The organism is Solidesulfovibrio aerotolerans (assembly GCF_009856865.1).
Taxonomy (GTDB): domain Bacteria; phylum Desulfobacterota; class Desulfovibrionia; order Desulfovibrionales; family Desulfovibrionaceae; genus Solidesulfovibrio; species Solidesulfovibrio aerotolerans.
This window is the reverse complement of record NZ_WVUD01000014.1, coordinates 51,483-65,852: the sequence shown is the minus strand read 5'-3', so window position 1 is coordinate 65,852 and position 14,370 is coordinate 51,483. Positions and strand designations below refer to the sequence as shown.

The 14,370-nt window shown below is 65.0% G+C and carries 11 protein-coding genes; 8 read left to right on the top strand and 3 right to left on the bottom strand.

The window, feature by feature from the left end:
* The first annotated feature begins 6 nt into the window (after positions 1-6).
* The 8 genes from GTA51_RS09815 to GTA51_RS09780 all read left to right on the top strand — a co-directional run bounded on the left by GTA51_RS09815 (position 7) and on the right by GTA51_RS09780 (position 9,611).
* Positions 7-1,545, top strand: coding sequence for a methyl-accepting chemotaxis protein (locus GTA51_RS09815; protein ID WP_160960673.1), 1,539 nt, complete (start codon positions 7-9; stop codon positions 1,543-1,545).
* A gap of 126 nt (positions 1,546-1,671) precedes the next feature.
* On the top strand, positions 1,672-3,657 hold the full coding sequence (locus tag GTA51_RS09810) for a proton-conducting transporter transmembrane domain-containing protein (RefSeq protein WP_160960672.1): 1,986 nt from the start codon (positions 1,672-1,674) through the stop codon (positions 3,655-3,657).
* A gap of 2 nt (positions 3,658-3,659) precedes the next feature.
* Positions 3,660-4,559, top strand: coding sequence for a respiratory chain complex I subunit 1 family protein (locus tag GTA51_RS09805; protein ID WP_160960670.1), 900 nt, complete (start codon positions 3,660-3,662; stop codon positions 4,557-4,559).
* Between the two features lie 3 nt (positions 4,560-4,562).
* A complete protein-coding gene (locus tag GTA51_RS09800; RefSeq protein ID WP_160960669.1) occupies positions 4,563-5,201 on the top strand; it encodes a hydrogenase-4 component E in 639 nt (212 codons plus the stop codon).
* Between the two features lie 5 nt (positions 5,202-5,206).
* The gene (locus tag GTA51_RS09795; RefSeq protein ID WP_160960667.1) at positions 5,207-6,682 is read left to right on the top strand and encodes a proton-conducting transporter transmembrane domain-containing protein; all 1,476 of its coding nucleotides are present in this window, start codon (positions 5,207-5,209) and stop codon (positions 6,680-6,682) included.
* A 6-nt stretch (positions 6,683-6,688) separates the two neighbouring features.
* Positions 6,689-8,176 (top strand): hydrogenase large subunit, encoded by a 1,488-nt coding sequence (locus GTA51_RS09790; RefSeq protein WP_160960665.1) that lies wholly within the window; start codon positions 6,689-6,691, stop codon positions 8,174-8,176.
* Positions 8,177-8,187: 11 nt separating this feature from the next.
* Positions 8,188-8,949, top strand: coding sequence for an NADH-quinone oxidoreductase subunit B family protein (locus GTA51_RS09785; protein ID WP_160960663.1), 762 nt, complete (start codon positions 8,188-8,190; stop codon positions 8,947-8,949).
* A gap of 107 nt (positions 8,950-9,056) precedes the next feature.
* Positions 9,057-9,611 carry a hypothetical protein gene (locus tag GTA51_RS09780; RefSeq protein WP_160960662.1) on the top strand — a complete coding sequence of 185 codons (555 nt, stop codon included), beginning with the start codon at positions 9,057-9,059 and terminating at the stop codon, positions 9,609-9,611.
* 104 nt (positions 9,612-9,715) lie between these two features.
* Here the strand turns inward: GTA51_RS09780 and GTA51_RS09775 are convergent, their stop codons facing one another.
* From GTA51_RS09775 to GTA51_RS09765, 3 genes are all read right to left on the bottom strand, one after another.
* Positions 9,716-11,344: an aminotransferase class V-fold PLP-dependent enzyme gene (locus GTA51_RS09775; protein WP_160960660.1), complete on the bottom strand. Its 1,629-nt coding sequence runs from the start codon at positions 11,342-11,344 to the stop codon at positions 9,716-9,718.
* 421 nt (positions 11,345-11,765) lie between these two features.
* Entirely contained in the window at positions 11,766-12,890 is a 1,125-nt protein-coding gene (locus GTA51_RS09770) for an aminotransferase class V-fold PLP-dependent enzyme (RefSeq protein WP_160960658.1), read from the bottom strand.
* Between the two features lie 150 nt (positions 12,891-13,040).
* Positions 13,041-14,279: an MFS transporter gene (locus GTA51_RS09765; RefSeq protein ID WP_160960656.1), complete on the bottom strand. Its 1,239-nt coding sequence runs from the start codon at positions 14,277-14,279 to the stop codon at positions 13,041-13,043.
* Positions 14,280-14,370 lie beyond the last annotated feature (91 nt).

The window sequence follows — 14,370 nt, the reverse complement described above, 5'->3', positions numbered from 1 at the left end:
GGAATCATGAAGCTGCTCCCACTGATAACACTTATCATCTGCAATGCCATTGTACTGACCGCCGCCGCCCTGGTCGGAACCGGTCCGCTCAGCTATGGCTTGCTGGCTCTGGCGTTCCTGGTCACCACTGGATTTCTTTTCTGGACCAAAAGCGCCGTGGAAACGGTCTTTTCCCAGACAACGGCAACCTTTGCCGCCATGACCACCAACGCCTTTGACTGCTCGCTGACTGACAGCCCCCTGCTCGATGTCGCCGCCCTGCGCCAGACGCTCATTCCCCACGAAGCGACCATAAAGACCCGCCTTTCCCGCGACGAGGCCATGCTGGCCAATATCATCACACCCATGGCCATTGTCGATCAGAAGGGCAATATCATCTGGATCAACGATTCCATGGTGCGCCTGACGGAAAACGACGGCACGGCCAGCCAGTATCTCGGCAAATCCTTCTCCCATTTTTTCTATGGGAAGTCTCAGGAGACCATCGCCGAAATCGCCGTCCGTACCCGCCAGAAGCAGTCCTCCAAGACCGAATTCGACACCCGCAAGGGCCATCATAAATACATCAGCATCTTTGCCACGCCCATTATGGATTTCGACAACAACCTCATCGGCGGGTTCGTGTCCGTGGCCGATTTTACCGGCGTCGTGCTCAAGGAACGCACCATCACCGACCAAAATCAGCGCATTGCCGACGGCGTCAAAGAGGCCACAGCCGTGGCCGAATCCCTGGCCGACGCGGCCGAGCACATGACCGCCCAGATCAGCCAGTCCTCCCAGGGCATGGAAGAGCAGCGTTCGCGGACCACCGAGGTCGCAACAGCCATTGAGGAAATGAACGCCACCATCCTGGAAGTGGCCAGAAACGCCGGTGACGCCGCCACCACGGCCAGTCAGGCCAACACCATGGCCGCCACCGGGGCCGGCCTTGTGGACAAGGTCATCGCCGTCATGGAAGCGGTCAACACCAAGGCGACCGGGCTGAAATCCGAAATGCGCGACCTGGGCGATCAGGCGCAAGGCATCGGCCAGATCATGCAGGTCATTTCCGACATCGCCGACCAGACCAACCTGCTGGCCTTAAATGCCGCCATCGAGGCCGCCCGGGCCGGCGAGGCCGGACGCGGCTTTGCCGTTGTGGCCGACGAAGTGCGCAAACTGGCCGAAAAGACCATGACCGCCACCAAGGAAGTCAGCAACTATATCCGCTCCATCCAGGACAGCGCCGGACGCAATATGGCCGCCACCGATGAAGCCAGCCATGTCATCGAACAGGCCGACGCCCTGGCCCACGATGCCGGCGACGCCCTGCGCCAGATCCTTAATCTCGTGGAACGCACCTCGGATCAGGTGCGCGGCATTGCTGCCGCCGCCGAACAGCAGTCGGCCACCTCCGAGGAAATCAACCGCTCCACCGACCAGATCAATACCATTGCCGAGTCCACGGCCGGGGCCATGGCCCTGGCTTCGTCCGCTGTGTCCGACCTGGCCCATCTGGCCAGTGACTTGAAAACCTCCATGACCCGGATGCATCTGGACCAGTAGCCCCTGCCCCCGGGCGGCATTGACATCATGCGGCAGGGGGCTTAGGCCCCTTGCCGTACTGCTTTTTTCGGCGACGATACCAGCCGCCGGCAGGGGCCATGGGGCACCCAACGAGGTTTGACAATCATGGAATGGCTCGGGCTGTCACTTGCATGCTATCTGATCGGGGCCATTTGCGCTGTCGCCTGCGGCGGGCGGGAAGCCGCCAATCGCCTGGGGCCGGCCGGAGCCCTGGCCGGTTCGTTGGCCGGGCTGGCCGGCGTGCTGCTCTCCCCGGCCAGCGCCGCCAGCCATATCGTCCTGCCCTGGGGACTGCCCCTGGGAGCCTTTTCCCTGGGCCTCGATCCGGCCAGCCGGCTGTTCCTGCTGCCAGTCTATGTCCTGGGCGCGGCCGCTGCCGTTTCCGGGGCCTCGGCTCTGGCCGGGCACGACGCCTGCAGCGACCGGCGCGGCACCCACTGGTTTTTTTTCAATCTGCTGCTCCTTGGCCTTTCCCTGGTCATGACCGCCCGGGACGCCGTCTGTTTTCTCATTGCCTGGGAGATCATGTCCCTGGCCCCGTTTTTTTTAATCAGCCTGCATGATGACGAATCCGAAGTGCGCGAGGCCGCCTGGATCTATCTTGTGGCCGCCCATATCGGCGCGGCCTGCCTCATCGCCTTTTTCACCCTGGCCATGGTCCAGGCCGGGGGGAGTAGTTTCGAGACCATCGCTGCCGCCGCCGGGGACGGCCGCCTGACCGCGCCCGCACTCCTTTTCCTGTTGGCCCTGGCCGGCTTTGCCGCCAAAATCGGGCTGTTCCCCTTCCATATCTGGCTGCCCGAGGTCTACCCGACCGCGCCCAGCCACGTCACCGCCGTCATGTCCGCCGGCATGATCAACGTCGGCGTCTACGGCCTGTGGCGCGCCCTGGAGATGCTCGGCCCGCCGGTTGCCTGGCAGGGCTGGCTGCTGGTGGGGCTGGGCCTGGTCAGCGCCCTGTTCGGCATCCTGCGTGCCCAGGGACTGGGGGGCTTAAAGCGCTTATTGGCCTATTCCAGCGTGGAAAACATGGGGCTGGTCTGCCTGGGGCTGGGCCTGGGTCTGGTCGGCCGGGCCGCCGGCGACGACGCCGTGGCCATGTTGGGCCTTTGCGGCGCGCTGTTTCACGTCTTAAGCCACGCCGCCTTTAAGGGGCTGCTCTTTTTATGCGCCGGCGAGGTGCTCTTGGTGGTTGGCAGCGTCCGCATCGCCCATCTGGGCGGTCTGGCCAAGCGAATGCCGCTGGTTGGCGGACTGTTTCTATTAGCCGCCGCCGGCATCGCCGGTCTGCCGCCGCTGTCGGGCTTTATCGGCGAACTGGTCCTGGCCCTGGCCATGCTGGCCGGGCTGGATCTGCCGGGCCTGCTCCCCAAAGTGGGCATGGCCGGCGCTTTGGCCGCCCTGGCCGCCGTGGGCGGGTTTGCCCTGGCCGCCTTTGCCAAGGCCGGCGGCTTGTCCTTTCTCGGCCAGCCCCGCACTCCGGCCGCAGCCAAGGCCCAAAGCCGGGGCCGATTGGCCGAAGCGCCGCTGGTCTTTTTGGCTGTGTGCGTGGTTCTGGCCGCCCTGTTCGCCCCGGCCCTTTTGTCCCTGGCCGGACAGGCGGCGCTCAATTTTCCGGGCATGGATCTGGCCCCGGCCCGGGCCGCCCTGACCATGGCCCTGGCCACCACCCGCACCGTCTGTCTGATTTCGGCCGCCCTGGTCGTTTTGGCCGCGGCCTTGCTGCTGCTGCGCAACCGGTTAACCGCCGCCCATGGCCGCCGCGCCGCCCCCACCTGGGGCTGCGCCTATACCGCCCCAACAGCCCGCATGCAGTACACAGCCGGCTCCTTTGTCGAACCAACCGCCCGGATCATGCCCGTGCCCATGGGCATGACCATCCAGCTGGACATGGACCCGGGGTTGTTTCCGGCCCGGGCCACACTGACCGTGGCCACCCCCGACGCCGTCAAGAACCGGTTTTTCACGCCGATCTTTGAGGCCGTGGCCCGGGGCTGCGATGCCCTGAAGGTGGTGCAGCACGGCCGGGTGCACCTCTACATCCTCTACGTCCTGGCCACGGTCGTCGCCCTGCTGGCCTGGAAACTCTAACCATGAATGCGCTCACCCACATCGTCGCCGCCCTGGTCCTGGCGCCGCTTATCCCGGGTATCATCAACCGGGTCAAAGCCCGCATGGCCGGGCGCGTCGGCCGGCCGCTGCTGCAGACCTATTACGATCTGGCCAAGCTCATCCAAAAAGGCGTGGTGGTAAGCCACACCGCCACCTGGATGCTGGCAGCCGGGCCGGCCGTGTCCCTGGCCGCCGTCGGCTGCGCCCTGCTCCTGCTGCCCGGTCCGGCCAGCCCCGCGCCCGTCTCATTTACCGGCGATTTCATGCTGGCCGCCTACTGCCTGGGCCTGTCCCGGCTGGCCCTGATCCTGGCCGCCCTGGACACCGGATCGAGCTTTGAAGGCATGGGGGCCAGCCGCGAGGCCGCCTTTTCCGCCCTGGCCGAACCGGTGCTGTTTTTAAGCTTTTTGGTCCTGGCCGTCGGCGCGCCGGAAATCTCCCTGTCCGGCATGCTCGGCCGGGGATTGACCGGCGTTTTGGCCCCGGAACGCCTGTTCGTGCCGCTGATCCTTTTCATTGTCCTGTTGACCGAAAATTGCCGCATCCCCGTGGACGACCCCACCACCCACCTGGAACTGACCATGATCCACGAAGTCATGGTCCTCGACCACTCCGGCCCGGACATGGCCTTTATCGTCTACGGCGCTGCGCTCAAGCTCTGGTTTTTTGCCGCCCTGACCGTGCTGGCCGTCCTGCCGGTGCGCTCCCTGTCGCCGGCCGCCGGCTGGGCCGCCTTTTTAGCCGGCATGCTCCTCGTCACCGTGGCCATCGGGCTGGTGGAATCGGTCATGGCCCGGCTGCGGCTCATGCGGGTGCCGCGTCTTTTGGGCGGGGCCGGTGCCCTGGCCGCCTTGTCCCTGGTCCTGACGGTGTGGAGGTAGGCCATGGAAATGACCCAATATCTGCTGGTGGCCCTGGTCTGCGTCAATCTGGCCTATCTGGCTGTCACACGCCTTATTACACTGACCCGCATCACTGCCGTGCAGGGCCTGCTTTTGGCCGCCATGCCCCTGGCCGTCCTTGGCCCGGACCCCCACAGCCATGCCCTGATCCTCTCCCTTGGCGTCTTTGCCATCAAAGCCATCGGCTTCCCCTGGTTGTTGGCCCGCACCCTGTCGCGCTTAAGCGGCGATCCCGTGGTCGAGCCGTATCTGGGATTTAACCTGTCGCTTTTATCAGGCGTGGCCGGGCTGCTTTTTTCCCTGTGGCTGGAGACGCGGCTGCCCTTTCCGCCGGGCCTGTTCCCGCCGCTGCTCTTCCCGGCCGCCCTGACCTCGATTTTTTCCGGGCTGGCCCTGGTGGTGGCGCGGCGCAAGGCCATCACCCAGGTCATCGGCTATCTGGCCGCCGACAACGGCATTTTCCTCCTGGGCGTGCCCCTGGCCCAAGGCTCGGTCTGGCTGGAACTGTCGGTTCTGCTCGACGTCTTCGTGGCCGTTTTCGTCATGGGCATTGCCCTGCACCATATCAATAAAACCTTCGAGTCCATCGACGTCGGACGGTTTTGCAGCCTGCGGGATTGATCGACATGCTGACCGTTCTGCCCCTGGTTCCCCTGCTGGCCGGCCTTCTCGCCCTGGCATTGCCGGCCGATGGCCCGCGCCGGGCGCTGTTGGTGCTCGCGGGCCTGATCCATTTAGCCCTGACACTGGCCTGCTTTGTCCACCCGCCGGCCCCGGCCTACGGGGGACTGCTCGAACTCGACGCCCTGGGGCAGCTTTTTCTGACCCTGGCCAGCCTCCTTTTTGTGGCTGCCTCCTGCTACGCCGTGGGCTATCTGGGCCATGAAGGGGCTGGTCCCCGCCGCGATTTCCAGGACGGCGCGGCCTTTGTAAACGCCCCGGAACGCGTTTTCACCATGTGCCTGCTGCTGTTTCTGGCGGCCATGACCGTGGTGTGCGCCACGCGCAACCTGTCTGTCTTATGGGTCGGCATCGAAGCCACCACCCTTTCCAGCGCCCCGCTGATCTATTTCCACCGCCACCGGCGGTCCCTGGAAGCCACCTGGAAATACCTGGTCATCTGTTCCGTGGGCATCGCCTTGGCCCTTTTGGGCAATATCTTATTTTCCGTGGCCTTTTACGATCCGGCCAGCCCACTCACCTCCATGGGCCTGACCGAGATGCTCCCCCGGGCCGCAGGGGCGGCCCACCCCTGGTTGCGGGCGGCCTTTATCTTTTTGCTGGTCGGCTACGGCTCGAAAATGGGTCTGGCCCCCATGCACAACTGGCTGCCCGACGCCCACAGCCAGTCGCCGTCCCTGGTGTCGGCCATGCTGTCCGGGGCGCTTTTAAACTGCGCCTTCCTTGGCATCCTGCGTGCCCAGCAACTGCTTGTCGCCGCCGGCATGGGCGACTTTGGCGGTGAACTGCTGGTGCTTTTCGGTCTTGTTTCCATGGGCACGGCCGCTGTCTTTATCGTCGGGCAGGGTGATTACAAGCGCTTGCTGGCCTATTCCAGCGTCGAGCACATGGGCATCCTGGCACTTGGTGTGGGCATCGGCGGCGGCGCGACGTTTGGGGCCATGCTCCACGCCGTCAACCACTCCCTGACCAAGGGAGCGCTCTTTCTCATTTCCGGCAACATCCTGGCCCTGTACCACACCCGCTCCTGCTACGACGCCCGGGGCCTGTCGCGCGCCCTGCCGGTGACCGCCGCCCTGTGGACGGCCGGCTTTCTGGCCATCGTCGGTTCGCCGCCCTTTGGCATTTTTGTCAGCGAACTGACCATCCTCAAAGCCATGCTGGCCGGCGGGCACGGGTTTGCCGCCACGTTTTATATGGTAGCCCTGGCGGTCATTTTCATCGGCATGGCCACGCCGGTCTGCCGCATGATCCAGGGACCGCTGCCCCCGGCCGTGCCCCATCCGGGCCGGGAGCAACTCCTCTCCGTGGTTCCGCCCCTTCTCCTTTTGGCCGCCACGCTGGTGCTTGGGCTGTATATTCCCGAGGCCGTGACGGGCCTGCTTGAACGCGCGGCCGCCGCCGTGTCCCTGGGAGGCTGACCCGCCATGGAATTTGCCGCTACCGAGCGCCTGGACCTGACCACCGTTCCGGTGACCCCTGTGGACGCCTTTCGTTGCCGCGTGCTTGACCGCGTGGCCGAGGGCTGGCGGGTGCTGGCTCTTTTCACCCTACCCGGCGACGCCGGCGGCCGGGAGTTGTGCTGCCTCATGGGCCGCGACCACGACGGCCAGCTCAGTTTTTTGCGCACCGCCCCGCTCACCGCCTATCCTTCGTTGACCCCCGAGTGCCCCCAGTGCCACTTGTTTGAACGCGAGATCTACGAGCAGTGGGGCATCATGCCAACGGGCCATCCCTGGCTCAAGCCCGTGCGGTTCACCGGCTGTCCGGCCCGGCCCGATACGCCGCGTCCGGCCCCGGGGGTGACGGAGTATTTCCAGGTGCGCGGCGAGCAGGTCCACGAAGTGGCGGTCGGGCCGGTCCATGCCGGCATCATCGAACCGGGGCATTTCCGGTTCCAGTGCTTCGGCGAGGAAGTTATTCACCTGGAGATCGGCCTGGGTTTTCAGCACCGGGGCATCGAGGCCGCACTTGCCGGCGGCCCGGACCGGCGCACCGTCCATTTTATGGAGACTGCCGCCGGGGACACCACCATCGGCCACTGCCTGGCCCACGCCGCCGTGCTGGAGACGCTGACCGGCTTAACCGCCCCGGCCCGGGGCCGGGCTATCGGGCGCATCGCCCTGGAACTGGAACGGCTGGCCAACCACACCGGCGACATCGGAGCCCTGGCCGGCGACGTCGGCTATCTGCCCACCATGTCCTTTTGCGGCCGCATCCGGGGCGATTTCCTCAACTGCACCGGCGTTGTCTGCGGCAACCGCTTCGGCCGGGGACTGGTGCGGCCGGGCGGAACGGCCTGGGATCTGGGTCAGCCGGAAATAGAGGAACTGTCCCGGCGCGTGGCCGATGCCGGCCGGGCAGTTCTCGGTGCCGCCGCCATTCTCTTTATTTCCTCCACCGCCCTGGCCCGTTTCGAGGGCACGGGGCGGCTTTGCGCCGAAACCGCCCGGGACATCGGGCTGGTCGGTCCGCCGGCCCGGGCCTGCGGCCTGCCCCGCGACGCCCGCCACTCCTTCCCCTTGCCCGGGGCCGGAGCCAAGGACATCCCCATGCAGCTCAACGACTCGGGCGACGTCCAGGCCCGGGGGCTTGTACGCCGGCTGGAAGTGGAAGCCTCCCTGGATTTCATTGCAGGAGCCCTGGCCGATCTGCCGGCCGGGCCGGTGCGTGCGGCCCTGCCGGACGCACTGCCGCCCCACAGTCTGGCCGTGGGGCTGGTCGAAGGCTGGCGCGGCGAAATCCGCCACGTGGCCGCAACCGATGCCGACGGAAAATTTGCGGCTTACAAGATCATCGATCCGTCCTTTCACAACTGGTTCGGCTTGGCCCTGGCCCTTCGCGGCCAACAAGTCTCGGATTTCCCGCTGTGCAACAAGAGCTTTAACCTGTCGTACTGCGGCCACGATCTTTAGGATACGCAGCTATGCTCAACATCCTGCTGGAACGCCTGCGCCAGGGCCATCGCACCATCGCCTTCCCCGCGAGCCTGCCGCCGTTGCCGCCGCGATACCGGGGCCTGCCCATCCTCAGTGCCGGACCCTGCGCCCCGGGCTGCGGCTCCTGCGCCGGGGTCTGCCCGAGTCGTGCCCTTGGTGCCGACGCAGATGGCCTTTATCTCGATCTTGGCCGCTGCATCCTGTGCGGGGCCTGCGCCGGGGCCTGTCCGGGCGGGCGGGTGTCGTTTTCCGGCGACCACCGGCTGGCCTCCAGCACCCGGGAGGGGCTTATCCTGCGGCCGGGCACGCGCCCGACGGTCACGCCCCTGGAGCCGGCCCGGCAAAAGCTCTTCGCCCGTTCGCTGCGGCTGCGCCAGATCAGTGCCGGCGGCTGCAACGCCTGCGAGGCCGACATCAACGTGCTGACCACCATCGTTTTTGATCTTGGCCGCTTCGGCATCGATTTTGTGGCTTCGCCGCGCCACGCCGACGGCGTGGTCGTCACCGGCCCGGTGACGCGCAACATGCTTTCCGCCGTGGGCGACACCTTTGACGCCGTGCCTGATCCCCGGGTGGCCATAGCCGTTGGGGCCTGCGCCATCTCGGGCGGTCTTTTCGCCGACAGCCCGGAAACCACCGGCGGGGCCACCCCCCATCTGCCCGTAGACCTTTTTGTACCCGGCTGCCCGCCCCATCCGTTGACCATCCTCGATGGGCTGTTGCGCCTTATTGGCCTCAAAACGCCGTAGATATGGCCGCGACCCTCTGCCCCGGTGTTGCGAAACAGCCGGCAAAGGTGCAATAGGAAGGATCGGCGAACCCATCCGGCCTTGATCCGCAACCCATAGGAGTCGAAATGCCCAACGCCACGAATTTCACGCTCTTTAGCGGCGGCGCCCAGGGCGCTGAAGCCGAATTCGGACGCCAGGCCGAACGGTACGGCGTCCAGGAAGTCAATTTCACCTTCGAAGGCCACCGCATCGACCGCACCCGCGGCATCCGCGTGCTGACCAACGAAGAGCTGGTCAAAAAAGACGTGAGCCTGACCTACGTCTCCAAGCTTTTGGACCGCAAATTCAGCAACGGCCCGCAAATCCGCATGGTGCTGCGCACCATCATGCATCAGGTGGACGCCGGCCTGGAAGTCTTTGTCATCGGCGTCATCCACGAAGACGGCACCGTCACCGGCGGCACGGGCTGGGGCGCGGAATTCGCCAAAATCTGCAACAAACCCCTGTTCGTCTTTTGCCAGGAGAAAAACAGCTGGTACACCTGGAAAAGCGGCGCCTGGCAGGCCGCCCCGGCCCCGGTCATCACCCAGACCCATTTCACCGGCACGGGCACGCGCTTTCCCAACGAGGCAGCCCTGGCCGCCATCGCCGATCTGTTCGCCCGCTCGTTTCCGGCCTAGACAACCGCGCCACGCCAAAAGGCCGGGGAACCATATGGTTCCCCGGCTTTTTTTCGGTTCTCCGACGCGTGCAATGGCAGACTCGGGCGAATGCGTGATTTCCCCTAAGCGTAGGACCGCGTATGGGTGTTATTGGCAAGAGTCTTCTTTTTCATGGCCAAAACGACATCCACCACAGCTGCCACCACGTCATCGACGTCCTTGGCACTGTTGCAGATGGTAGGCGAAATCCGCAGCAGATCGTGGCCCATGACCTTGAGGTTGGCAATAGCAAACCGATGCTGTTCGTACACATGCTTCATGACGTCGCCAGCGACGATACCCTCAGGGGCCTTGAAGAGATACACCGAGCTGCGCAACTTGTCGTTGCTCGTCGGCGTTGCGATCCATTGGGCCGCCGTTTTTGGGGTGAAATCTGGAAATATCTTCGGCAAATGCTTAAATAGAGAATTCTTGACCTGCCCGCCGAGATAGTGAATGCGGGCCTCAATCCTGGCTGCGGTGACTCCCGGATGAATCTGGCCGGTGTGAAAGAGAGCAGCCATCCAGGAGCCGACCAGCGTGGCATCATTTTGCTGGCCGAGATAGGAAAATCGCTTGGCATTGGGGTCGATAGTGCCGGTATTTGCAGCAAAGCCATAATCAGCCGGGGTGTTGATGTATTCGTCGTATCCCCAGATGCTTGGGGTGAATCGCTCGGCCGCGCCGTGTTTGTTGTTCATGTACAGGATGCCGACCATCTTGGGTCCACAGGGCCATTTGTGGAAGCTGCCGGCGATGCTGTCCACGTCCACCTGCCCGAGCTTGAGGTCGAGGACGCCGAAGGTCTGGGCGCTGTCGGCGTGGATATGGATGTTCTTATTGACCGCACGCAGCTCCTGGACGATGCGCTGCATGGGCAACACCATGCCGCATTCGTTGGATTGCCAGGACAGGGTCACCAGCTTGGTTCGCTCGTCGACCAGGGCGAGCAGCGCAGCGATAATCTCGTCCTCGCTTTGCGGGTCAGAGGGGATGGTGCCGGCTTTGCGTTCCGCATCGGTCACGGTGCTTGAAAACATTTTGGTCTTAAGTATCCTGATGGAGTCGGCTCCCCAGCCCTGGGTGGCCTTGCGATACATCCAGGCATCGTAGTTGGTGGGATGATTGACGTCCCAGACCACGATGTTGTCCTTTTGCGGGTCCATAAAGCCAGAGGTCACCAAACCGTTGTTGACGAAGTTGTTACCCATGGTGGAATTGGCCGTCAGGGCCAGCAGGAAATCGGCCTTGGCGTCCGAGCCGCCCAGACCGAACCAGTCCTTGACCGCACTGAGACCATAGCCAAGGCTGGCCTGGGCCAGTTCACCGCGCATGGGGAAGGAGATGTCGGCTTCGAGCATGTCGCGCACCAGGGCGGACATACGGTTGACCGGCCGCAGGGACGGGCACAGATTGGCGGCGTTGACCGAGATGGACGCGAATTTTTTGCGGTCAAAATAGTGCTCCAGAAGACGATCCCACTGGGCGTTGTTGTCGCTGGCCAGGGTGTCGGCGGCAAAGGCCCGGCCTTCGGCGCGCAGTTCGTCAATAAGCGCTTTGATACTTGCCATGGCCTGTCCGGTGGCCAGGCTGGTTTGTTTGGCTGCGGTCTTTGCGGCCTTGGCCGACCCGAAGGCCAGCCCGGGAAGCATGGCCATGGACCCTGCGCCCAGGGCGACGCCGAGGAATTTGCGACGGGTGACTTCGTTCATGGGAAAAGTTCCTTGGTGGTTTTGAGGCGTTGCCGGAATGCTTTGAAGGGAAGGCAACCCTGAAGAGTCCTCCACGCAACTGCATGCCGGGGGCTAAACGCGGATTCCATGGTGCCTTGTAGCACTGTATTGGAACTCAGGGGAAGAAGTCTTGCCGGCAAAGTGGGCGGTGCGTTGCTATGCCATGGTATTGACAACGGTTTGGAACGTTGTGAAAGTCTTTCATTCAGAATACTTAACAGCCTCAAAAATCGACAGGCTGCACCCTAGAAGTATCTTGCCGCCATCCGTCTGATTACAGCAATAAAGCACTCACCGCTTTTGGCCCGCAACCAAGCCCGCGCCACTCCCGCTTGCCCCAGCCCTTTTACTATGGCCCGCCCGCGCCCAAAGTCGGGCGAGCCCCGGCACAAGCGGTCGTTTACCGCCTGTCGAAAGCGTCGAGGATGGTGAAAAACCGGGCCACGTCGGTGTGGTCGTTATAAAAATGCGGCGACAGCCGGATGCGCCCGCCCCGGGGCGAGGCAGCCACGCCGGCAGCTTCCAGATGGGTGAAAAGCCCGGTCGGATCGGGATGGGCAAAGGACAGGATGCCCGAACACTGTCCGGCCCCCTGGGGCGAGACGACGGTCAGGCCGCGTTCGGCCAGTCCCTCGGCCAGCCCGCGTGTTACGGCAAAAATACGCTGGCCAACGCGCTCCATTCCGACCTCTTCCAGTAAGGCCAGGGACTCGCCGTAGGCCGCAATGGCCGTAATGTCCTGGGTGCCCGGCTCAAAGCGCCCGGCCCCGTCTTTTAAGCAAAACGCCTCGCCCAGACGCTCCTCGTCGCGCATGCTGCGCCAGCCGGCCAGCACCGTGGCCAAGGTCGGGGCGGCCGCCGGGGCCACGTAAAAAATGCCCAGCCCCATGGGGCCAAGCTGCCATTTGTGGCAGCCGGCGGCCACGAAATCAACGCCAAGGGCCGAGGCGTCAAAGGGCAGCGCCCCAAGGCTTTGGATGGCGTCCAGGCAGCTAAGCGCCCCGGATTGCCGGCAAAGCCCCACAAAGGCGGCGCAGTCCAGGGCCGCGCCGGTCATCCAGTCCACCGTGGAAGCAACCGCCAGCCGGCAACCCGGAATAAGGCGGGCCGCGGCCTCCATGTCCACCACGCCGTCGTGCTTGGGGATTTCCACCACCGTGACGCCAAGCCGGGCCAGATTGTCAAAAGGAAACCGCACGGACGGGAAATCCGGCCAGGTCACAGCCACCCGGTCGCCGGGCTGCCAGGCAAGGCCGGCCGCCACCAGCGACAGGCCGCAGGAGGTGTTGCCGGTAAAGGCCACGTCGGTAGCGGCAGCGCCAAGCAGCCGGGCGGCCCGGTCCCTGGCCTCGGCCACCAGCGCCAGCCAGCGCATATAGTCCTTGGACGCCCGCCGCCAGCGCTCGGCAAAGACTTCGTGCCCGGCCAGACAGGCCCGACGCGGCAGCGGCGACACCGCTGCGTGGTTAAAAAACACCGTATCGGCCGTAACCGCAAATTCCCCACGCCAATCCTGTATGTCCATAATGCCTCCCCGGGCTGCCGATACTGCGGCGCGCCGCCTTTTCGATACGGGGCAACCGCCCCCAAGACAAGGCATGGCTCCAGCCCGGCCGGCCTGACGGCGGCTGGCCGGGTGGCGCGTTCGGTCCTTTTCGTTGCGCTCCTGCCTCGCCTATGTCTCCCCCGGCCGGCCGACGGCGGGAACATGGGGAACCAGCCGGTCGCGCCGGGCCAGTTCCGGGAAAAAGCGCATCCACAGGGCCACCACGACCAAGGCCCCCAGCCCGCCGACCACCACGGCCCCGGTTGCGCCGAGCGCCGCTGCGATAAGCCCGGACTCGAAATCGCCAAGCTGGTTGGAGGTGCCGATAAAGACGGCGTTGACAGCGCTGACCCGGCCGCGCAGGGCATCGGGTGTGTCGATCTGCACCAGGGTGGAGCGGATGACCACGCTGATCATGTCCCCGGCCCCCAGTACGGCCAGGGCGGCCACGGACAAGGGAAAGGAGCGCGACAGGCCAAAGACGATGGTGGACAGGCCGAACACAGCCACCGCCGCGAACATGGTGCGCCCCACCCGGCGCTTAAGCGGAAAACGGGTGAGATAGAGCGACATGGCCAGGGCTCCAAGCGCCGGTGCGGCCCGCAAGGCTCCCAGCCCGCCCGGCCCCACAGCCAGGATGTCGCGGGCAAAGACCGGCAGCAGCGAAGTGGCCCCGCCCAGGAGCACGGAAAACAGATCCAGGGAGATGGCCCCGAAAATGATCGGCCGGCGACGGATAAAGCGCAGCCCGTCCAGGGCCGTGCTCCACAAGCTCCCGGCCGGCGCGGGTACCTTGGCCGCCGCCGGAATGGACAGGACCGCCAAGCTGGCCAGGACATAGACCAGAGCGCCCAGACCGTAGACCACGCCCGGCCCCAGCATAAAAAGCACGCCGCCGGCCGCCGGCCCGAGGATCATGGCCGTCTTCCAGACCGAGCCGCTCCAGGCCAGCATGCGCGGCAAAGACTCCGGGGCAACGAGACTTGGCAACAAAGCCTGAAGGGTCGGCGTCTCAAAAGCCCGGGCCGCACCGATAAGGGCCACGCAGGCGAAGATGCCGCCAAGGCCCAGAAGGCCGCCGGCCGCCTCGGCCAACAGCAACAGCAGGGCGGCGGCTTCCACCAACTGGCACACGCCGGCAATGCGGCGGCGGTCGAAACGGTCGGCCACCTGCCCCACCACCAGGGTGAGCAGGAACTGGGGCAAAAATTCCACCAGCCCGACCAGCCCGAGCATCAAGGCGCTGCCGGTGAGGTCATACACCTGCCAGCCCACGGCCACGGCGGTCATGTGGTAGGCAAAGCCGGAGGCGCTGCGCGCAGTCCAAAAACGCGTAAAGGCCCGGTTGCCAAAGATTTCAGAGGCCATAGATTCGTCCGGTTGGCAGGTTTATGGCAGGCGGAGGCGACGGGAGAGGGGCTACCACGCCGGGCAGGCGGCGTCGAGGGGACGCTCGGTA